At 44.4% G+C, this 20,319-nt stretch carries 15 protein-coding genes; 13 read left to right on the top strand and 2 right to left on the bottom strand.

Annotation, left to right across the window (positions count from 1 at the left end):
- The first annotated feature begins 4 nt into the window (after positions 1 to 4).
- From A1D16_RS12410 to A1D16_RS12390, 5 genes are all read left to right on the top strand, one after another.
- Positions 5 to 3,130, top strand: a complete 3,126-nt coding sequence (locus A1D16_RS12410) for a SusC/RagA family TonB-linked outer membrane protein (protein WP_290709919.1) — start codon at positions 5 to 7, stop codon at positions 3,128 to 3,130.
- Between the two features lie 25 nt (positions 3,131 to 3,155).
- Complete coding sequence (locus A1D16_RS12405; protein WP_290709917.1) at positions 3,156 to 5,063, top strand: SusD/RagB family nutrient-binding outer membrane lipoprotein; 1,908 nt, start codon at positions 3,156 to 3,158, stop codon at positions 5,061 to 5,063.
- Between the two features lie 306 nt (positions 5,064 to 5,369).
- Positions 5,370 to 8,699 carry a SusC/RagA family TonB-linked outer membrane protein gene (locus A1D16_RS12400; protein ID WP_290709915.1) on the top strand — a complete coding sequence of 1,110 codons (3,330 nt, stop codon included), beginning with the start codon at positions 5,370 to 5,372 and terminating at the stop codon, positions 8,697 to 8,699.
- Between the two features lie 31 nt (positions 8,700 to 8,730).
- Positions 8,731 to 10,314, top strand: coding sequence for a SusD/RagB family nutrient-binding outer membrane lipoprotein (locus A1D16_RS12395; RefSeq protein WP_290709913.1), 1,584 nt, complete (start codon positions 8,731 to 8,733; stop codon positions 10,312 to 10,314).
- Positions 10,315 to 10,386: 72 nt separating this feature from the next.
- Positions 10,387 to 11,604, top strand: a complete 1,218-nt coding sequence (locus A1D16_RS12390) for an ROK family protein (RefSeq protein WP_290709911.1) — start codon at positions 10,387 to 10,389, stop codon at positions 11,602 to 11,604.
- A gap of 4 nt (positions 11,605 to 11,608) precedes the next feature.
- Here the strand turns inward: A1D16_RS12390 and A1D16_RS12385 are convergent, their stop codons facing one another.
- Positions 11,609 to 11,902 (bottom strand): hypothetical protein, encoded by a 294-nt coding sequence (locus A1D16_RS12385; RefSeq protein ID WP_290709909.1) that lies wholly within the window; start codon positions 11,900 to 11,902, stop codon positions 11,609 to 11,611.
- Between the two features lie 126 nt (positions 11,903 to 12,028).
- Here A1D16_RS12385 and A1D16_RS12380 point away from each other — a divergent pair, with 126 nt between their 5' ends.
- Genes A1D16_RS12380 through A1D16_RS12365 form a run of 4 tightly spaced genes read left to right on the top strand, consistent with a single transcriptional unit; the run spans position 12,029 to position 14,837 of the window.
- Complete coding sequence (locus A1D16_RS12380; protein WP_290709907.1) at positions 12,029 to 12,463, top strand: thioredoxin family protein; 435 nt, start codon at positions 12,029 to 12,031, stop codon at positions 12,461 to 12,463.
- Positions 12,456 to 13,412, top strand: coding sequence for an FAD:protein FMN transferase (locus A1D16_RS12375; protein ID WP_290709905.1), 957 nt, complete (start codon positions 12,456 to 12,458; stop codon positions 13,410 to 13,412). The genes A1D16_RS12380 and A1D16_RS12375 overlap by 8 nt, the downstream gene beginning before the upstream one ends.
- On the top strand, positions 13,409 to 13,621 hold the full coding sequence (locus A1D16_RS12370; RefSeq protein WP_290709903.1) for a DUF4266 domain-containing protein: 213 nt from the start codon (positions 13,409 to 13,411) through the stop codon (positions 13,619 to 13,621). Before A1D16_RS12375 ends, A1D16_RS12370 begins: the two co-directional genes overlap by 4 nt.
- A 25-nt stretch (positions 13,622 to 13,646) precedes the next feature.
- Positions 13,647 to 14,837, top strand: coding sequence for a DUF3570 domain-containing protein (locus A1D16_RS12365; protein ID WP_290709901.1), 1,191 nt, complete (start codon positions 13,647 to 13,649; stop codon positions 14,835 to 14,837).
- A 59-nt stretch (positions 14,838 to 14,896) separates the two neighbouring features.
- On the opposite strand, the gene mqnC is transcribed toward A1D16_RS12365, so the two are convergent.
- On the bottom strand, positions 14,897 to 16,021 hold the full coding sequence (gene mqnC, locus A1D16_RS12360; protein ID WP_290709899.1) for a cyclic dehypoxanthinyl futalosine synthase: 1,125 nt from the start codon (positions 16,019 to 16,021) through the stop codon (positions 14,897 to 14,899).
- A 114-nt stretch (positions 16,022 to 16,135) separates the two neighbouring features.
- Here mqnC and A1D16_RS12355 point away from each other — a divergent pair, with 114 nt between their 5' ends.
- The 4 genes from A1D16_RS12355 to A1D16_RS12340 all read left to right on the top strand — a co-directional run.
- A complete protein-coding gene (locus tag A1D16_RS12355; RefSeq protein ID WP_290709897.1) occupies positions 16,136 to 17,353 on the top strand; it encodes an aspartyl protease family protein in 1,218 nt (405 codons plus the stop codon).
- A gap of 24 nt (positions 17,354 to 17,377) precedes the next feature.
- A complete protein-coding gene (locus A1D16_RS12350; protein WP_290709895.1) occupies positions 17,378 to 18,622 on the top strand; it encodes a pitrilysin family protein in 1,245 nt (414 codons plus the stop codon).
- Positions 18,623 to 18,653: 31 nt separating this feature from the next.
- Entirely contained in the window at positions 18,654 to 19,931 is a 1,278-nt protein-coding gene (locus A1D16_RS12345; protein ID WP_290709893.1) for a pitrilysin family protein, read from the top strand.
- 90 nt (positions 19,932 to 20,021) lie between these two features.
- On the top strand, positions 20,022 to 20,319 hold a 298-nt coding region (locus A1D16_RS12340), incomplete at its 3' end, for an SUMF1/EgtB/PvdO family nonheme iron enzyme (protein ID WP_290709891.1).

Below are 20,319 nucleotides of genomic sequence, written 5' to 3'. Positions count from 1 at the left end.
TGCAATGAAAAAACGGATCCAAACGTTGCTGCTTTTCCTGCTGGCCAGCTGCTTCGCTACTGTAGCTGTGGCCCAGTCCAGGCAAGTGTCAGGAACAGTCAAGGACAAACAAGGCGCTCCAATTTCAGGCGCCACTGTTATTGAAAAAGGCACCACTAATGGTACCACAACAGATGATGCCGGTGTATTTCACCTTAGTGTAGCCGGCGCCAATTCAGTGATTGTAATCAGCGCAATCAATTTTGTTAACCAGGAAATTACGGTTGGTCAGCAAACCAACCTAGATGTTGCGCTGGAAAAAGGTTCCGGAAACCTGGATGAAGTAGTAGTAACAGCACTTGGTATCAAACGGCAGAAAAAATCCCTGGGCTATGCAGTGCAGGAAATCAAAGGAACTGAACTTTCCGATGCCCGTGAAACCAACCTTGCCAATGCACTTACCGGTAAGGTAGCTGGTTTGCAGGTTGTACGATCCAGTAATGGTGCAGGCGGTTCCTCTAAAATTGTACTGAGAGGATTTACCTCGGTTTCGGGTTCCAACCAACCCCTTATAGTTGTAGATGGAATTCCGATTGACAATTTTACCGGAACTACCGAAAATGGATACTGGGGCGCTGGTTTTGACCGGGGAAATGGTTTGGGCGATATCAATGCGGAAGATATTGAAAGCATGTCTGTTTTAAAAGGACCTTCTGCAGCTGCCTTATATGGTTCCAGGGCTGGTAATGGCGTAATCCTTATCACTACCAAATCCGGACGCAAAAGCAATGGATTGGGTATCAATTTCACTATGAACCAGGGTATTGAAAACATTTTCATAAAACCCGAAATTCAAAACAGTTTTGGCCAGGGCGATCAAAAAATTTATGATCGTACCAGCCAGTTAAGCTGGGGCCCTAAAGCAGAAGGACAGGATGTTACTAAATGGGATGGATCAACTGCTCCTTTGACGACCTCACATGACAATGTTGATAATTTCCTGCGGGCAGGAACTACGCAAAGCTATAATCTTTCTTTTCAGCAACAATACGGCTCAACCGCCATTTATACCTCATTGGGCCGCTGGATTGATAAGAGTATTATCCCCAACAATAAACTGGAGCGTACAAACCTTAGTACAAGAGCTGTATCCAAATTCGGTAAAAACAACCGCTGGACAACAGACATGAAAATCTCCTATAACAATACTTCCGGGTTTAACCGTCCAATTAATGGTAGAGATGTAAGTAACGTGTTTACCTTATATACACTGCCAAGAAGTATGAATATCAATGATTTCAAAACCGCCAGAAATGAAGACGGGCAAATGGTATGGTATGAAGGTGCTCCGGGCTGGCAAAATAACCCACACTGGAATACACATTATAACCTGAATACAGACGTACGTGATCGTTTCATTCTGAATGGTTCGGTTAAATATGCGTTCAATGACTGGCTGGATGCTGAAGTAAAAGCCGGTGGAGATATTTATACCACCAGCACACAAAGAAAAGTATTTGCGGGAAGTAACAGGGCAAATGAATACAGTGAAGGAAAGCAAACATTCTTTGAAACCAACTACAGCACTCTTATTACTGCAAAAAAGGATGATTTGATAGGCAAATTTGGCGGCGTAGTAACCGTTGGAGGAAACCTGATGCATACTAAATCAAGTTTTATCAGCATCGGAACCGGACAGCTTGAAGTACCAGACGTTTTTTCATTAACGAATGGAATCAATCCACCCAGTATCGGACAATCCTTTTATGAGAAAAAAATCAACTCTGCCTATGGTACCGTTGGTGTAAATTATGACGGTTTTGTTTACCTCGATATGACCTTCCGGAATGACTGGTCGTCCGCTTTGAGCAAGGCCAATCGGTCTTATTTCTATCCCTCTTTCAGTTTGTCGTATGTTTTCACAGACATGATGGCTTCATTAGGAGGATCTACCCCTTCCTGGTTAAGTTACCTGAAACTTAGAGCTTCTCACGCTTCCGTAGGTAATGACCTGGGTGCTTTCATGCTCTATAATGGCTTTAATATTGGTCGTGGACCAAATGGAAATACCACGGCTTCCAGGAACTCCGTGTTGAGAGATGAAAATGTGGTAAGCGAGTTGATTAAAAACCTGGAATTCGGAATTGAAAGCCGTTTTTTCAACAATCGCCTGGGTATCGACTTCACCTGGTATAAGTCAAATGCAACCAATCAGTTGATAGGAATTCCTATGGATCCGCTTAGTGGTTATTCCAGCAAAATGATCAATGCCGGAAACATTCAAAACAAAGGAATTGAACTGATGGTAGATTTCAGAGCACTTTCAAATCCTAAATCACTGAGCTGGAATATTACTGCCAATTATTCAAGAAATGAAAACAGAATCATTGATATGGCTAGTGATATAGGGGTAAACCGCTATGATCTTGGCGCTTTTGATGATTTGTTTATACGTGCTAATACTGGCGGATTGTACGGCGATATTTTTGGAACAAAACTTTTAAGAGTTGAAGACCAGTCTAGTCCGTTCTTTGGTGAGTTATTATTGAATTCTGCCGGATTACCGCAAAGAACCAGCGAGCTGTTTTTACTAGGTAACCAACAGGCTAAAGGTTTAATTGGTGTTACCAATACCTTTAATTACAGAAATTTCGGATTTTCTTTCCTTGTTGACGGAAGGATCGGTGGTGAAATGTTTTCTGCATCCAATGTTGGTTTGCAAAGATTTGGTGTTGCAGCTGTTACCGCTCCGGGAGGCGAACGCCCTGATTTAGTGGTTCCGGGTGTAATTCAGGACGGATCAGGTGGTTATACCAAAAATTCAGTAACTGTAACACAACAACAATATTGGAATCAACTTTCAACGTTGAATAATCTTGGTGTAGGGGAAGCATATATCTATGACGCTACCAATATCCGCTTACGCAATGTACAGTTGACCTATAATTTTTCAAAATCACTGCTGTCAAAGACTGCCTTTCAATCTGCCCGTATTGCACTTTCCTGCAATAATGTATGGATGATTAAAAGCCATATGTTAGGAATTGATCCGGAATCTGTTTTCGCCACCGGATCAAACGCCGTTGGATTTGAAAATGGTGCATTCCCAACTATGAGAAGCTTTTTATTAAGTGTGAACGTTGGATTTTGATAACTAAACAACAAACTTATTTTGTATGAAATCAATAATCAAATACACTGCTTTGCTGGTGCTTTCGGCCGGTTTTATAAGCGGGTGTAGTAAATTTGACGAAATTAACGAAGATCCTTACCTGGTAACGGAAGATCAGGTACAGGTTGAATACTTTATCAATAATGCAATCACAGGTTCTCAACAAGACCCCCATATTGCTGAACGTATTTTTGTTCTCTACTGGAAAACTGCCGGCCGCCAACAGTTTGGTGGGGGAATATCCAGCGGAGGTTATAACGATGGCTGGACCAGCGACTATTATGGAAGTGGATACATGGGAGGTTGGTTAAACGCCATTAATTCGGGCGTACAGGTGGCTGAGAAGCAGATAGCTGCCGGAACTGCCAAATCCTATACTAATAATTTGCTGCAGGTTTCTAGAATATACCGGGCCTATTTAATGAGTGAGCTAACAGATAATTTCGGTCCTATTCCTATCAATGCTTTTCAGGGAACCAACCCCGAATTCAAAAGCGAAAAGGACGTGTATTATTATATGCTCGATGAGTTGAAAGACGCCTCCTCTAAAATTGATCCATCCATAGCCGGACCAGCTGCAAAATTTGACCTGGCATACGGGTTTAATTTCGGCAAATGGCAGAAATATGCTAACTCCATGAGACTAAGGCTGGCTATGCGGCTTTCAGAAGTTGATGCCGCAAAAGCTAAAGCCGAATTTGAAGCAGCTGCCTCGCAGCCACTCATTACCAGCGCCGATGAAACGTTCCAGGTTGCAGAACTCGATGGATGGCATTCGCTTACAGGTGTAATGACAAGAGAATGGAATGCTTTCCTCTTATCGTCTACCATGCGTAACCTTACCATGGGACTTGGAGGAATTGAATCGAAAGATCAGGTCGGAGATGAAATGGATGCTCATGTGAAGCCTGCTGATTATATTGGCCTTCGGTTTACCGATCATTTTACTACCATGACCAATGACCCATCTGCAGGATACTGGTTGGATGGTTTGCCAAATAAAATTGACCCACGTGCTTACAAGGCCTATATTATTCCAGGTGACTTTGGGAACACTGATTTTAATGCCTATCCTTCCTGGGATAATTCAGCCAGAACAACGGTAAGAAACCTGGTAGATGCAAGTGGTGGAGTAGTTAAAACATTGGACGCAGCAGGTACCTGGAATGCTCCGGTTAACGGAGATTGGGGAACCAAAGGAGCAAAAAATCAGATCCGCTCTTATAACGGCGCTATTCCAAGGCATGGTAAAAAATTCAGGAACAGCACTAATAAGCGCATATTCTTCGCCCCATGGGAAACCTATTTCCTGCTGGCAGAAGCGGCGGTTCGGGGATGGACTGTACCCATGTCTGGTCAGGCAGCCTATGAAGCTGGCATTGATGCAAGTTTTGCTTATTGGGACGTAAGTGGCTTTGCTTCCGCTTATAAAAGCTCAACCGAATACAATATGGCAGGAACTTCCGTAAGCTGGGGGCATACGGCGGAACCGGGTGCAACCCATACAATGAACTTTATAAACGGATATACCAATGCAGCGGGTGCTGTAGAAATTGAATATCCGGTCAATCAATTGTATAAAAACGGAACAGTTCGCAATGATCAGCTTACAAAAATCATTACGCAAAAATTCATAGCCCAGACCCCTTATCTTCCTTTGGAAACATGGAGTGATCACCGCCGGCTGGGCCTGCCCTTCTTTGAAAACCCCGCGGTAGAAAACCCGCTTGTAAATATGCCTGCATTAAATAGTTCCAACTATAAAACAGTACAAGTGAAGTTTTTCCCACAGCGGTTAAAATATCCTTCCAGTCTCCAATCCAGCAACCAGGCTGGTTATGACCAGGCCATTAGTTTGCTTGGCGGAGAAGATGGTGTATTAACACCCCTCTGGTGGGCTAAAAAACCCTAAAATAACCAGTTGACCCGGTAAAATCGGGTAACAATTAGTAGCCAAGAGGCTGTCTCATACGAGGCAGCCTCTTTTCTTTTGCTCTATTTTATCCTTCTCTTTTCAAAAATTAACAAACCGCCGATCTATTTATAAATAAATTATAAAGTTTTAAAAAGAATTGTAAAATTTACCAATATATATTCAATAAGATATATTAACCGGTAAAAATGGCATAAATGATGATTTGACAACTGATTGATTAACAGATTTTTAACAAAACCACCAAAACACTATCTCTTTTTTTTTTAACCCAAAACAACTGCTATGAAAAAAGCAAGTCAACTATTGCTCTTATGGCTGGGAATTTTATGCTGTAATCTTGATTTACAGGCCCAGGTCAGAAAAAATGTCTCCGGTTCGGTGCGCGACGATAAAGGTCAGCCACTAGCCGGCGCTACTATTTCGGAAAAAGGCACCACAAACAGTGTTTTTACTGCAGACAACGGAACCTTTACCATTTCTGTAGCACAAAATGCCCGGCTCATCATCAGCTTTATCGGCTATCCCTCGGTAGAAGTCGGTACTTCCAACCCGGGTGATTTAGCAATTACCCTTACCGGCTCCGATAAATCATTGGACGAAGTAGTGGTGACCTCCCTTGGTATCTCCAAAAAAGAAAAAGCGCTGGGTTATTCCGTTTCAACGATTTCAGCCGACAAGCTGACGGAAAGCGGCAGCCCCAACTTTGCTACGGCATTGTATGGAAAAGCACCAGGGGTTCGCATCGGAGCAACTCCGGGGGGCGCTACCAGTGCAGTTAACATCAATATCCGGGGTATTAACTCTATTACCGGAAAAAATCAGCCGTTGATTGTACTGGACGGTGTACCCATCCGTGAAGGAGAAGTAAACAATGGCAATTATTGGGGCGATCAACGCTTAAGAGGTAATGGCTTACTGGACATTAACCCGGAAGATATTGAGAACGTTTCCATTCTTAAAGGCGCTTCGGCCGCCGCCCTTTATGGCTCAGAAGCGGTAAACGGTGTTGTTTTGATCACTACCAAATCCGGGAAAGGTAAAAAAGGGTTTAACGTAGATGTAAGTACCAACTATAGCCAGGACAATGTAGCGTTCTTACCAAACTACCAGAATAGAAGAGGGCCGGGTGCGCCGCTCATTGTAAACAACGGCGGACAGGATGCGGAAGGGTTTATTTACTACGATGTAGATGGAGACGGGGTTAAAGAAACAAGAGGTGTACTTGGCTACAGCATTAACTTCGGACCTGAATTTGATGGTAAACCCACCATGGCCTGGGACGGAAAAATCCGCCCCTACGAAGCGCAGAAAGACAATTATAAGGGATTGTTCCGGACCGCGCATAACTCCAACGCAACCGTAGCCATGTCACATGCCAGCGAAAATTCCAACGTTCGTTTTTCCATGACAAGGCAAAACAACCAGGGGGTTAGTTTGGGCGCAGACAATACCAAAAATATCGCCAACCTAAATGGTAGTTTCCGGTTAGGAAAGAAATGGACTACGGATATCATGATCAATTACATTAATCAGGAAACCAAAAACCGTCCGTATTCCATCGATCGCCTGATGAATAATTTCACCGGCATGATCGGTCGTTTTGAACATGCTCAATGGTACCTGGACAAATACAAAACCAGCAAAGGTTATCGTTTTGTAACCGGTAGCGGACAAAGCTTAACACCGGAGGAAAATATTATCCGTAATGGATTTAAAGGAGACCTGGGCGATTATGTGTGGAGAGTGAAAGAGCACCGCGAAACAGAAAAAAGTAATCGTGTAATTGCCAGCCTTACCAACCACTGGCAGATTCTGAAAGACCTTCGCCTGCGTGCCAGACTGTCTACCGACTTTACTTCCATGAGAACCGAAGCAAGGCAAACAACAGAACGTCCGTTAGCCTTTGGTTACTCAGGAGGCTTCAGTCTTAGTAATTACACCAGTTCCATCTTATACGGCGACCTCCTGCTGACCTATTCCAAACAGATCAATGAAAACCTGGAACTTTCTGTTATGGGTGGGTATACGGCAACCAACGAAAATGGTACTACCGTTTCAAGAGGAACAGATGGTGGTCTGAGTACAGAAAACCTTTTTGATATTGCTGCTTCTGTAAACACTCCCTGGAGTGGTTCAAGCAGGTATTCCATTGTAAAGGATGCATTTATCGGTACGGTCAACGCCAATTACAAAAGCATGCTGTTTGTAGAAGGTACTGTACGTCGTGATCGTACCTCTACCATGAATCCTAATAACAATAGCTTTGTTTACCCTTCAGTAAACAGCAGCCTGGTACTATCTGAATTGTTTAACCTGCCGAAAGCAATTGATTTTGCAAAAATTCGCGCATCATGGGGTATTGTAGGAAACTACCCCGATCTGTACCGCGCTAATATTGCCTATGATCAGAATACATTAGGTGTTCAGGCGGTTGGCGGACAACCCATTCTTTACACTACATTGCCATCGAACTTCGGTAATGACAATATACGTCCCGAGGAAAAACACGAAATCGAGTTCGGTTTACAGGTAAGCATGTATGATAAGCGCCTGGGATTCGATATCTCCTATTATAACGGACAAATCCGTGACCAGATCCTTCCATTGACCATTCCTGCTTCATCCGGCGCTACGTCTGTACTTACCAATATCGGAACACTCCGTAATAAGGGAGTGGAAATTGGTATCACCAGCAACCCCGTAAGATCTCGCAATTTCCGTTGGGATGCAGGTATCAACTTTGCTTTCAACAGGAACGTGGTGGAAAAACTGGCAAATGGTTCCTCTGAATTGCTGCATGCAGATTATGATGGAAATGCGGCACAATTAAAATCAGTAGTAGGTCAGCCAATGGGCGATTTTTATGCACACCCGGTTGCTACCGATGAAAAAGGACAGAAGATCGTAGACCCGAATGGCTTGTACAAAGTAGATCCCAATAAAATGGTAAAGATTGGTAACGCTATGCCAAAAGTTACCGGCGGTATTTTTAATACCATTTCATTTAAAGGGTTCACACTGGATGCGATGATAGATTTTCGCTACGGTGGTTATGTAATGCCAACTGCTATCAACTGGATGATAAGCCGTGGTTTGCTGGAAGAAAGTACCCAGTTTATGGATAAAGAGAGCGGCGGATTGAGCTATTATCAGGATGCAAGCGGAAAACGTTTTCTAACCAGTGCCAACGCTGGCCCGAATGGTGAAAAGGTTTATAATGACGGTATGGTATTGGATGGTGTGAAGGCCGACGGTACGAAGAATGATTATATTACTTCCTCTGCTAACTATTTCTGGACTGTTTATAACTGGGGCGGACCGCAATACAGTCCCAATACCAGGTACGAACTCTACATCAAAGAAAACAGTTACGTAAAATTCAGGGAACTGTCTATTGCGTATGCTATTCCAGGGAAAATCAGTGCTAAAATTGGTGCTAACAAAATCCAGTTATCCGTTTTTGGAAGAAACCTGTTTTACATCTATCGTACACTGAAACATATCGATGCAGAACAAACCACTGCAGGTTCAAGATGGTTCCAGTCATTGACAAATGTTGGTACCAACCCATCTACCCGCACAATTGGTATAATGCTTAGAGCTAGTTTCTAATTGATTTATTCAGTATTAACAAACGATTTTTATGAACAAACTACGATTCATCATAGCAGTCACCCTCCTGGCAGGATTGGGTGCGTGCAGCAAATCAGATTTTGCAGAAAGTTACCCTGATCCATCCAAGATCAATACATCTACAGTAGAAAAACAATTCGCCGGCTTTTTAGTAACGAACCGGGAATATGTTTTACCGAGTTACTGGAATTATTTTGTTGTGCTTCGTACTTCGGTAAACCGGTATACGCAATCGGTTGGTTGGGTAAATTCTAATAGCCAGTATGTTCCCGGAGCTGCCAGTATCAATGACCGCTGGAATAATTTTTACAACTTATTATCGCAGTATCGCAACTTCGAACTCATCTATGATAAGTTGTCAGATGCTGATAAAACAGCCTACCGGATTTTTAAGATAGCAGCTACCATTTATTTATATGATCATACCCAGCGTGTAGTTGATTTACATGGAGATATTCCGTTTACCAATGCAGGAAATCTGAGTGGAAATGGCGGTGACTATGGAAAATCTCTTCCAAGTTATGACCAGGCTCCAGCCATTTACACCAAAATGCTGGATGATCTGAAAGGGTTTGCTACAGAACTTAACAGCTTAACTGTACCTGCTGGTATTTTAACCGGGTTTAAAAACCAGGATTTCATTAACAATGGCGATCTTTCTCTGTGGAAGGCCTATTGTAATTCATTACGGTTACGCATGCTTAGCAGAGTGTCGGGTGTAGCGGCCTTTACCGGAAGATCCACTTCGGAGTCGGCTGAAATTCTTGGTAACCCGGCCCAGTTTCCGATCGTTTCTGCTAATAACAGGAATATTCAGATTGATGTCTATAACCTTTCCACACCGCTTAACTCTTCCGGATTCCGTAGTGGTCTGGAAGACTGGGATGGAAATCTGGCAGGTAAGGTGATGATCGATCATCTTAAAGCCAATGCCGACCCCCGGTTGCGCGCAATTTTTGAACCCGGTGTAAATGCTGCCGGAAATTATACAGGTCTGGATCCAATGCTGACTGCTAGTGCACAAACCGAACTGGTTGCAACCGGAACCCTTTCAATTTACAATCGTTCCACACTGAGCCGTAACCAGTTTTTCCCTGGCATATTAATGAACGCTGCAGAAGTAAGCCTGATAGCTGCGGAATACAACCTGAAAAACAACAATACCGCAGCAGCAAAAACGGCGTATGAAACCGCAATCCGCCAGTCGATTGAATTTTATTTTGGCGTTCGCAGTCTAAGTAATGATAATACATCCGGTGCTCTTTCCCCGGTTACCGAAACCGAGATCACCGATTACCTGGCAAAACCGGCTATTAGCTGGGATGCTGCCGCCACTACCGCAGATAAATTGAAATTGATTGCCTACCAGAAATGGATCCATTTTAATGTTGTTCAACCACTAGATAATTGGGCGGAAATGAGAAGATTAGATGGAATTCCCCTTAGCTTTGAAGTGGATAACTCCAATGTTCAGAAACAACCCCCGTACAGATGGGTATATGCTGGAAGTGAGTTAATTTATAATGCAGAAAATTATGAGGCAGTTAGAGCTGCTGATAACCTGACTACAAAAATTTTCTGGGATCAGAATTAATGGTATATAATTAGCAGGGATATTAAACGGTAATATCCCTGCTACTTTTGTTCATCGCATATATTATAAACGATGGCGTCAAAATCTGAAGTATACAAGGCAAGAATCCTGAAAGAACTTTGCTTTGGGAAAATGCTTTCTGCATCGGAAATAAGTGTTCGGATGCAAAAAAGCCTGCCTTTAACGGTACGCATGCTGAATGAACTGGTAGAGGAAGATGTCATCATTGAAAAAGGATATGCCCCTTCAACTGGCGGACGAAGACCGCAAACCTATGCCCTTACCCCAGGAAGAATGTATGCGATTGCAGTTGCTATGGACCAACTGGTTACTAAAATTGCCCTGGTAGACCTGCAGAATTTTGAACGGATCAATGAACGGAGGTTCAGCCTGGTACTCAGTGAAAATCCCCAGGCATTAGATGAACTGGTGCAATTGATCAGCAGCTATATCCGCGAAATTTCAGTGCCCTTTGAAAAACTTCAGGGTGTTGGTATCGGAATGCCGGGTTTTATCGATATAACCAAAGGGGTCAATTATTCCTACCTCGATAACCAGGGTAAAAGCTTGCATGAAAAAATGGAAAAAGAACTGGGATTACCGGTTTTTATTGACAATGATTCCAGTTTAATTGCCCTGGCTGAGTTAAGAGCCGGAGACGCCCTCAACAAAAGCAATGTAATGGTTATCAATATTTCCTGGGGAATTGGGCTGGGTATGATCTTAAATGGCTCCCTGTTCAGAGGGTATAATGGTTTTGCCGGTGAATTCAGCCATATTCCCCTTTTTAATAATAACAAACTTTGCGAATGCGGGAAAAGCGGTTGTCTTGAAACCGAAGCATCCCTGAAAGTAATGGTTGCCAAAGCACAGGAAGGTATGCGGTCGGGAAGAGTTACCAGTATAAAATTTTTGCCCGATGATATTGAAGAAGCCTGTAAAATGGTGATCAATGCAGCCAACCGGGGCGATCAGTTGGCCGTTGAACTATTGTCTGATGTTGCCTATAATATTGGCCGGGGTATTGCCGTACTGGTACATATAATGAACCCCGAACAGGTGGTATTCAGCGGTAGGGGAGCGGCTGCCGGTAAACTTTTATTACCCCCCATTCAACAGGCCCTGAATCGTTATTGTATTCCCCGACTTGCTGCCTATACCCATTTATCTGTTTCCGACCTCAATAAGGATGCAGAAATAATGGGAGCCGCTGCTCTTGTGGTGGAACAGTTGGACAAACGATTCACGAACCGCAAATCAAGCTCCAAAAATCACCCCTTCGCAGCCTGAGGGCTCACACCGGCAATGTGCCGGTTGGAACAGGGTTGAACAAGCGCCTTGCCAGCCAGCCCAGGGTAAAACTGGGGATGAAATCGGTAAATGGTAAGAGCTCTTCCGCAAAGGCAAAAACCCCTCCAACGGCGCCTTTCCACCCGCCAAATAACCGGAAGAACAAAAGTCCGGATATCGGTGCCCAAACCAGGTCTCCAAACTCCCCTAACACCGGCAACGCATACGTAAAATAACCCACGGCATCCAGCACAAGGCATACTAGCAACGAGGGTGTTTTTGAACTTTCCTTAGTCATGTCCAATCAGACGTGGTTTAAATCTTAAAAGTTGTATTAAAAATGATAAAATCATACCCGAAGGTGATGATTGTCACTTATTGAAATTAGAATAACATTAGATTTAGATTAAAATTCGATTAAAATATGATGCTCTCCTCGCTGTTATTCCTGTTAATGACCCATTTAAATGGATTGGTATGGCTCTCCGATTTTCCATCTGCCCAGGCCCAGGCGAAGCAGGAACATAAACAAATACTGTTGAATTTTTCCGGATCAGACTGGTGTGGCCCCTGTATCCGACTTACCAAGGAACTGTTTCAATCTGCTGATTTTGAACAATTTGCCTCAGAAAAATTGATCCTGGTCAGGGCTGATTTTCCCCGATCGAAAAAGAATCAATTGTCTAAAGAGCAGCAGTTAAAAAATGATCGCTTGGCGGAGCAATACAACAATAAAGGCAGTTTTCCACTTACCCTTTTGCTGGATGAAAACGGCCGGATCATTAAAAGCTGGGAAGGCTTTCCCCCCAACCAGGCAGCAGGATTATTAAATGAATTACGAGAACTGACCCATGAATAACAGAACCACCCTTCCGGAGAAAAGCACTACCCTAGTAAAACGCGCGCTCAAATTAATGGGTAATCGCTTTGAACTCACGATCCAGGAACCCGATCCGGAGCGCGCCGAAGAATTGATCCGTTTTGCAGTGGACGAAATCAGGAGAATTGAAGCGCTGCTGACCACCTTTCAACCCGATAGTGAAACCAACCGGATTAATGAAATGGCCGGGCTGGCACCGGTAGAGGTTTCGGGAGAAGTACTGGCGTTAATTCAACGGGCACAGCGCATTTCGACCCTGACCCAGGGCGCATTTGACCTCTCCTATGGCTCCCTGGATAAGAGCCTCTGGAATTTTGATCTGAACATGAAAAAACTTCCAAGCCCTGCACTGGCCAAAAAGTCGGTTCGCCTGATTAATTACCAGAATATTGAAGTGGACCCCCTGAACAAAACGGTTTTCCTGAAAGAAAAAGGAATGCGGATCGGATTCGGTGGTATTGGAAAAGGTTATGCCGCAGACCGCGCTAAAGAACTTTTGGTAAAAGAGGGCGTAACAACAGGTATCGTAAATGCGTCCGGCGATTTAACTGCCTGGGGTAAACAGGAAAACGGTGAACCCTGGACCATTGGCATTGCCGATCCAAGAGCCGCCAACCACCTGTTTTCTTATATCAATATAACCGATATGTCGGTGGCCACCTCGGGTAATTATGAAAAGTTCGTGGAAATTGGTGGAAAACGGTATTCGCATACCATTGATCCCCGAACCGGTATGCCGGTAAGTGGCATCAAAAGTGTAACCATCATCAGCCCCTATGCCGAATTATCAGATGCACTTGCCACACCGGTAATGGTGATGGGTAAAACAGTAGGACTTGATCTTCTGAACCAGATGAAGCAAGTTGCTGCGTTGGTAATTGATGAAAATAATCGGCTTCACACAACAAGAAATATACAATTAATATGAGCAAGAACGCAGGGTGGGTATTGCTGCTGCTGGTAGGAACCAGCGGCTGCCAGGTAGTAAAGGAGTTCCAAAAAAATCGCCTGAACGACGCGGAAATGATATTAAGCAACCGGAAAATTGAAAAGACCGAACTCAGTTTTCAATCCTACCGGGAAGGCGCTTCGGGTGCCAATGCAGGCAAATCAGGGGGCGGCTGCGGATGTAATTAAGTTTATCAAGTAAGAACCGTATTGAATGAAAAAAATATGCCTGACAGTCGTTGGACTGTATATTGGTTTACTCGCTGCCTTTTCACAATCGAACCCGGACAGCAGTTACCGATCCCGTAAACTAAAGATCGATGAAATTAACCTCGTATCCAGTTATTATCACCAGGATGGAGATCATGCCGCTGTAACCGGCGGTATCGGCTCCCAAAAACTAACCGATATTTCCAATTCCCTGGAAGTAAAACTGATCCGCTATGATCATTTAAACCGTAAACAAACCTGGTCGGCAGATATCGGATTAGATCACTATACATCCGCGTCCTCTGATAAGATTGACCCCAAAACTGTTAGTTCGGCGTCCTATTCAGATACCCGGATTTATCCGTCTTTTTCGTTTAGCCGCGAAAACGAACAAAAAGGAACCGAATGGGGAGGAGGGCTCTCCTACAGTGGCGAATTCGATTATACCTCCATAGGCGCTAACCTGCATGGCTCTAAAAAAACAGCCAATAAAATGGGGGAACTTACCGTAAAAGGACAGGTTTATCTTGATCAGGTGCGCCTTATTTACCCTATTGAACTAAGAGACGGCAATTCCCCGGATCCCCTGAAACGCGGCACTGATAGCAGAAACTCCTATAGCCTGTCTACCTCCTGGTCGCAAATTATTAACCAACGGTTTCAACTAGCGTTTTTGCTGGACCTGGTGCAACAAAAGGGCTATTTATCGCTCCCCTTTAACCGGGTTTATTTTACAAATGGAACCGTTCATGTGGAGCGATTGCCAGACAGCCGGTTTAAAGTTCCACTGGGCTTTCGCGCTAATTATTTTGCCGGAGACCGCTTAGTGCTCCGATCTTACTACCGCTATTATTTTGATAACTGGGGACTACGAGCGCATACCGCCAGCCTGGAAACTTCGGTCAAAATAAATCCATTTTTTTCTGTTTCACCCTTTTACCGCTACTACCAGCAAACCGGGATAGACTATTTTGCGCCTTACCTTACACATGCTCCTGGCAAGGAATTCTATAGCAGCAATTTTGATTTGTCAAAATTTACCAGTCATTTCTTTGGAACGGGTATACGGCTTGCACCGCCAAACGGAGTACTGGGAATTCAGCACTTCAACAGCATTGAACTCAGGTACGGACATTATACCAGGTCTAATACCCTGCAGTCGAATATTGTTTCCTTACACCTGAAGTGGAAGTGAGAAAAGGGAGGAAGGAGAAGGAGGGAGAACTGTGTTGTCTTTCCCCCTTCTCCCTTTCCTCAATAATTTATCACCTGCTCCTGTATCTGTGCAGGCAGTTCCCGGAACTCATATTGCTGGTTTCTGAGTTGTGGTTCAAATCCGGCTTCCCGGATAGCTGCCTGGATGGTTTTATAAGTAAACCGGTGTGGCGCCCCCGCAGCACTTACCACGTTCTCCTCTATCATAATACTGCCAAAATCGTTGGCACCTGCCTGTAAACAAAGCTGGGCAACTTCTTTACCCACCGTCAGCCAACTGGCCTGAATGTTTTTGATATTAGGTAACATAATCCGGCTGATGGCAATCATTCGGATATACTCTTCGGAAGTTGTAAGGTTATGCACGCCCCGAATCCGGGTAAGCAGGGTATCCACATCCTGGAAAGTCCAGGGAATAAACGCAACAAATCCTTTTACACCATCCGGTTTTTTTGCCTGTACCGCTCTTAATTTCACCAGGTGCTCCATCCGCTCTTCAATAGTTTCAACATGACCAAACATCATGGTGCCGGAGGTAGTCAGGTTAAGTTTATGCGCTTCGTGCATAATATCCAGCCATTCCTGTGAACCACATTTTCCTTTGCTGATAAGCCGGCGAACCCGGTCTACAAGAATTTCTGCACCCGGGCCCGGCAGGGAATCCATACCCGCATCTTTCAGGGCTTTGAGTACTTCGTAGTGCGATTTTTTCTCCAGCTTGCAGATATGTGCAACTTCCGGCGGGCCCAAAGCATGCAATTTAAGCGCCGGAAACAGTTGCTTCAATTGTTTAAATAAATCTACATAATAAGCCAGCCCGAGTTCGGGATGATGACCACCCTGTAACAACAACTGTTCGCCGCCATATTTAAAGGTTTCTTCAATTTTAAGCTTATACGTATCAATATCGGTGATATACGCTTCCGCATGCCCGGGTATGCGGTAAAAATTGCAAAACTTACAATTGGCAATACAAACATTGGTGGTGTTCATATTGCGGTCAATGATCCAGGTAACTTTTCCATGGGGTACCTGAATTTTTCGGAGCGTATCTGCTACCTGCATTAAATCGGCTAAAGGTGCCTGGTGAAACAGGAAAACAGCCTCTTCAATAGTCAGGAATTCAAAATTCAGTGCTTTACGGTACAGTTCAGCTAATTGCATGATGCGATTTTAGTCCATTATGACCAACAAAATTAGGCGGTGAAGGTTGGATAGGCGTAAATTATTTGTGCCAATTGGTATGGACAGCACTTAATTTGATTGTAAATTCATTGAGTGCGTAACCTGCTAACTACACTGCTTACTATACTACTGCTGACCAGCTTTGCCTGGCCCCTGGCTGCGCAGGAATATTTTTCCCAGCCGCCGGCGCAGCATATTACCAGTTTCGGTTTCCGGATGTATAGCGGAGGGGTGGTTACCCTGCGTGCGAAACTGAACCAATACCCTGATTCCCTTACGTTTATATTAGATACCGGTAGCGGAGGTATATCCCTGGATTCAAGTACGGTGGATCGGTTGAAAATTCCGACAGAAGCTACCGACCGCACCATCAGGGGTATTGCCGGCGTTAAAAAAGTACGGTTCTCTTATAATAATTCCCTCCATTTTCCCGGGTTAACGGTCGATAGCCTCCATTTCCATGTAAATGATTATGAAATCCTGACCAGTGTTTATGGTGAACATATCGATGGTATTATAGGATATAGCTTTTTTTCAAGATATATTGTAAAACTGGATTATGATACCAACCGCATCTCTGTATATACCAAGGGGTCCATCAGGTATCCCAAAGGCGGGTTTATGATACGCCCTAATCTGGCAACCATACCGGTAACAACCAATCGCATCCGGGAAGAAACAAAGATCAATACCCGGTTCTTTTTTGATACCGGCGCCGGCCTGTCTCTTCTCCTTACAGAAGATTTTATAACCGACAGCAGTGTTTTCAGTAAGAAGAAAAAGTTCTGGACAACACAGGCAGAAGGCCTGGGGGGTAAAACCTTTATGAAACTGACCACTACCAAAGAGCTTAGAATTGGCCCCTATAAATTCAGGCGGGTACCAACCTTTATTTTTGAAGACGAATTTAATGTTACCTCCTATCCCTACCTGGGCGGTTTAATTGGAAACGATCTGCTCCGCCGCTTCAATGTTATCCTGAATTATGAGCGTCGTGAAATTTACCTGACTCCTAACCGGCATTTCCGGGAAGCGTTTGACTATGCCTATACGGGTTTGGGGTTCTATTTTATCGATGGGCAGGTTACCGTCACCGATATAATGCCCGGTTCCCCGGCTGAAAATGCGGGGTTCAAAGTAGGCGATATTATCATAGCGGTAGATAATAATATGAGCCGGAACATCCAGGCCTACAGGAGTATGCTGCAGCAAACCGGCGTCCGCTTAAAATTTCTGGTGGTGAGGCAAGCCGACGGAGACCTGGAAGAACTCTACATGAAAGTGGGTAGTATACTCAAACGGAAGAAATGAAGTCTTTTGAGTTAAGTTTGCACCATGATTCAATTTTCAAGATTTGTTCTGCCAAATGGTTTAAGAGTACTTGTTCATGAAGACAACAGTACTCCAATGGCAGTGGTGAATGTATTATATGATGTAGGAGCAAGGGATGAAGACCCCGAGCGTACCGGTTTTGCCCATCTTTTTGAACACCTGATGTTCGGAGGAAGTATTAATATTCCGGAATACGATGATGAATTGCAGAAAGCCGGTGGCGAAAACAACGCTTATACCACCAATGACCTCACCAATTATTATTGCCAGCTGCCTTCGGCCAATATAGAAACCGCCTTTTGGCTGGAGAGTGACCGGATGCTGAGCCTGGCCTTCAGCAAAAAAAGCCTCGATGTTCAGCGGAAAGTTGTTTGCGAGGAATTTAAGGAACATTATATCAACCGGCCTTACGGCGATATCTGGTTTAAAATGCGGGAGATGGCCTATGAAAATCATCCCTATCGCTGGATGACGATCGGGAAAGAACTGAGGCATGTGGAAGAAGCCAGCCTGGATGACGTAAAAAATTTCTTCAAAAAACACTATAACCCTGTCAATGCCATCCTGGTGGTAGCGGGGAATGTAGTAACGGAACAAGTGTACGAACTTGCTGTGAAATGGTTTGGAGATATCCCGGCAGGCGATAAATACAACCGAACGGTTCCGCAGGAGCTGGAACAGCAGGTTGCCCGCAGAATGGATATTACGGCCGATGTTCCGGTAGACGCATTTTTGAAAACCTGGCATATGCCGGCGAGGCTTGATCCCGACTATTATGTGGCAGATTTAATTACGGATATCCTTGGCGGGGGAGCTTCCTCCCGGTTATACCAATCCCTTGTTAAGGAAAAGCAGTTGTTTACTAATATTGACTGTTATCATTTTGGTTCCACAGACGCCGGACTGATTTGCATCGATGGAAAACTGGTAAAAGGCGTTCGGCCGGAAGATGCCGAACTGGCGGTACAGGCGCAGCTGGACTTACTCATGAACGAAGGTGTTACAGCCATGGAACTGGAAAAGGTTAAAAATAAAACGGAAAGCACCATGGCCTTTGAGGATATGAGTGTAATGAACCGTGCCGCCAGCCTAGCCTATTATGAATTATTAGGAGATGCTAACCTGATGAATACCGAGCTGTCGCGCTACAACGAAGTAACAGCTGACCAGTTGGTTGAACTAAGCCGCCGGATTTTTGAAGAGAAAAATAGTCACACATTATATTATAGAGCAAAAAATAACCAGTGAAAGTGAAAACAAGCTTTCACCCTCTTTCTTTATGAATCGAAAAATAGCGCCCCCGATAAAAGACGCAGTAGACTTTGACCTGAAATTGAAGCCGTATGATAAATATGTTCTACGCAATGGAGTAGAGGTATATGCGGTGAATGCAGGGGCAGAAGAGTTAATCCAGATAGAGTGGATCTTTTTTGCAGGAAACTGTTATGAAGAAAAGCGAATGGTAGCAACAGCGGCTAATTTCCTGCTAAAAAATGGCACTACACAGAAATCAGCCTTTGCCATTAATGAACAGGTAGATTATTATGGGGCCAGTTTGGCCAGAGCCTGTTACAATGAAACAGCTTCTATTACACTCCATAGCCTTACGAAACACCTGCATCGCTTGCTGCCCCTGGTCCGGGAATTGCTCACAGATGCCAATTTTCCGGAAGAGGAATTGCTGTTATTCCAGCAAAACAGCCGGCAGCGACTGGAGGTTAATTTGAAAAAAAACGATTTTGTAGCCAATCGGTTAATCGATGAATACCTTTTTGGCTTTGAGCATCCGTATGGCACCTATAGCCGCTTTGAAGATTTGGCGGCATTGGAAAGAGCTGATTTGATTGCTTTTTACGACCGCTATTACCGTACGGGCAAGTGTATACTTTTTGTTGCAGGGAAACTACCGGCTACCATTTTTGAACAGTTGGAAACAGCCTTTGGTGACCTGCCCCTGCATGGGGGAGTGGTTGAAGTTCCGGTGAAACCGGTACTACCGGCGTTGGAACGGAAATACCGGGTTGTAAATGATCCGAATGGCGTACAGGGAGCCATCCGGCTGGCGCGCGATTTTCCCAATCGCCACCATCCCGATTTTTTCGGTGCACAGGTTTTAAATGCAATCCTGGGTGGGTTTTTCGGGTCGAGATTAATGAATAATATCCGCGAGGACAAAGGTTATACCTATGGCATTTATTCCTATTTACAGAACCATGTACAGCAATCGGCCTGGGTGGTGAGCACCGAAGCTGGAAAAGACGTGTGTGAAGCCGCTATTCTTGAAATATATAATGAAATGGCCGATCTGAGAGATGAACTGGTGGAAGAAGAAGAGCTGATGCTGGTCCGGAATTACCTGATGGGGTCGATCCTGGGTGACCTGGACGGTCCTTTTCATATCATCGGGCGCTGGAAGAACATAGTTCTGAATGGATTGGAGGAAGATTATTTTTACCAAAGTATAAAAACCATCAAAACCATTCAACCGGAGGAATTACAGCAGCTTGCCCGGAAATACCTGCAACCCGAAAGTTTTTATGAGCTGGTAGTTGTGTAAGAACGGACGCTACTGCGCTTAACAGGCCGTTTGGGAAATGGACCCTTTGGGACCCGCCCAGGCGGCTTATTTTTTTGGTAAATTCGTACTATGATTAAAACGATTGCCAGACTTGCCGCACTAGCAGTATTGGCTTTTTTTGCCGCTTTGGGGGTTTGGTTTTTTCTTTTTCGCGAAAAGCAGGAGGTGTTGGCTGGGGGTAGCAACGCTTATCAGGTTGATGGTGCGCAGCCTCCCGGGGAAGCGCCGGCCGGAATGGTTTGGATTCCTGGCGGGCAATTTTTAATGGGATCCAATGATCAGATGGCCTGGGAGGAAGAAGGGCCTGCCCACCATGTAAAAGTAAAGGGATTTTGGATGGATAGCCATGAGGTGACGAATGCCCAGT

This window comes from Flavihumibacter sp. CACIAM 22H1 (assembly GCF_001601815.1).
Lineage (GTDB): Bacteria > Bacteroidota > Bacteroidia > Chitinophagales > Chitinophagaceae > Flavihumibacter.
The sequence above is the reverse complement of the archived record's forward strand: the minus strand, read 5'-3'. Positions and strand labels throughout refer to the sequence as shown.

Bases quoted from the DNA above. Each gene is read 5' to 3' on its own strand.
- A1D16_RS12410 (WP_290709919.1), top strand. From the start codon at position 5: ATGAAAAAACGGATCCAAACGTTGCTGCTTTTCCTGCTGGCCAGCTGC.
- A1D16_RS12370 (WP_290709903.1), top strand. From the start codon at position 13,409: ATGAGCAAGAACGCAGGGTGGGTATTGCTGCTGCTGGTAGGAACCAGC.
- A1D16_RS12385 (WP_290709909.1), bottom strand. From the start codon at position 11,902: ATGACTAAGGAAAGTTCAAAAACACCCTCGTTGCTAGTATGCCTTGTG.
- A1D16_RS12350 (WP_290709895.1), top strand. From the start codon at position 17,378: ATGATTCAATTTTCAAGATTTGTTCTGCCAAATGGTTTAAGAGTACTT.
- A1D16_RS12365 (WP_290709901.1), top strand. From the start codon at position 13,647: ATGAAAAAAATATGCCTGACAGTCGTTGGACTGTATATTGGTTTACTC.
- A1D16_RS12375 (WP_290709905.1), top strand. From the start codon at position 12,456: ATGAATAACAGAACCACCCTTCCGGAGAAAAGCACTACCCTAGTAAAA.
- A1D16_RS12380 (WP_290709907.1), top strand. From the start codon at position 12,029: ATGATGCTCTCCTCGCTGTTATTCCTGTTAATGACCCATTTAAATGGA.
- A1D16_RS12400 (WP_290709915.1), top strand. From the start codon at position 5,370: ATGAAAAAAGCAAGTCAACTATTGCTCTTATGGCTGGGAATTTTATGC.
- A1D16_RS12395 (WP_290709913.1), top strand. From the start codon at position 8,731: ATGAACAAACTACGATTCATCATAGCAGTCACCCTCCTGGCAGGATTG.
- A1D16_RS12405 (WP_290709917.1), top strand. From the start codon at position 3,156: ATGAAATCAATAATCAAATACACTGCTTTGCTGGTGCTTTCGGCCGGT.
- mqnC (WP_290709899.1), bottom strand. From the start codon at position 16,021: ATGCAATTAGCTGAACTGTACCGTAAAGCACTGAATTTTGAATTCCTG.
- A1D16_RS12390 (WP_290709911.1), top strand. From the start codon at position 10,387: ATGGCGTCAAAATCTGAAGTATACAAGGCAAGAATCCTGAAAGAACTT.
- A1D16_RS12345 (WP_290709893.1), top strand. From the start codon at position 18,654: ATGAATCGAAAAATAGCGCCCCCGATAAAAGACGCAGTAGACTTTGAC.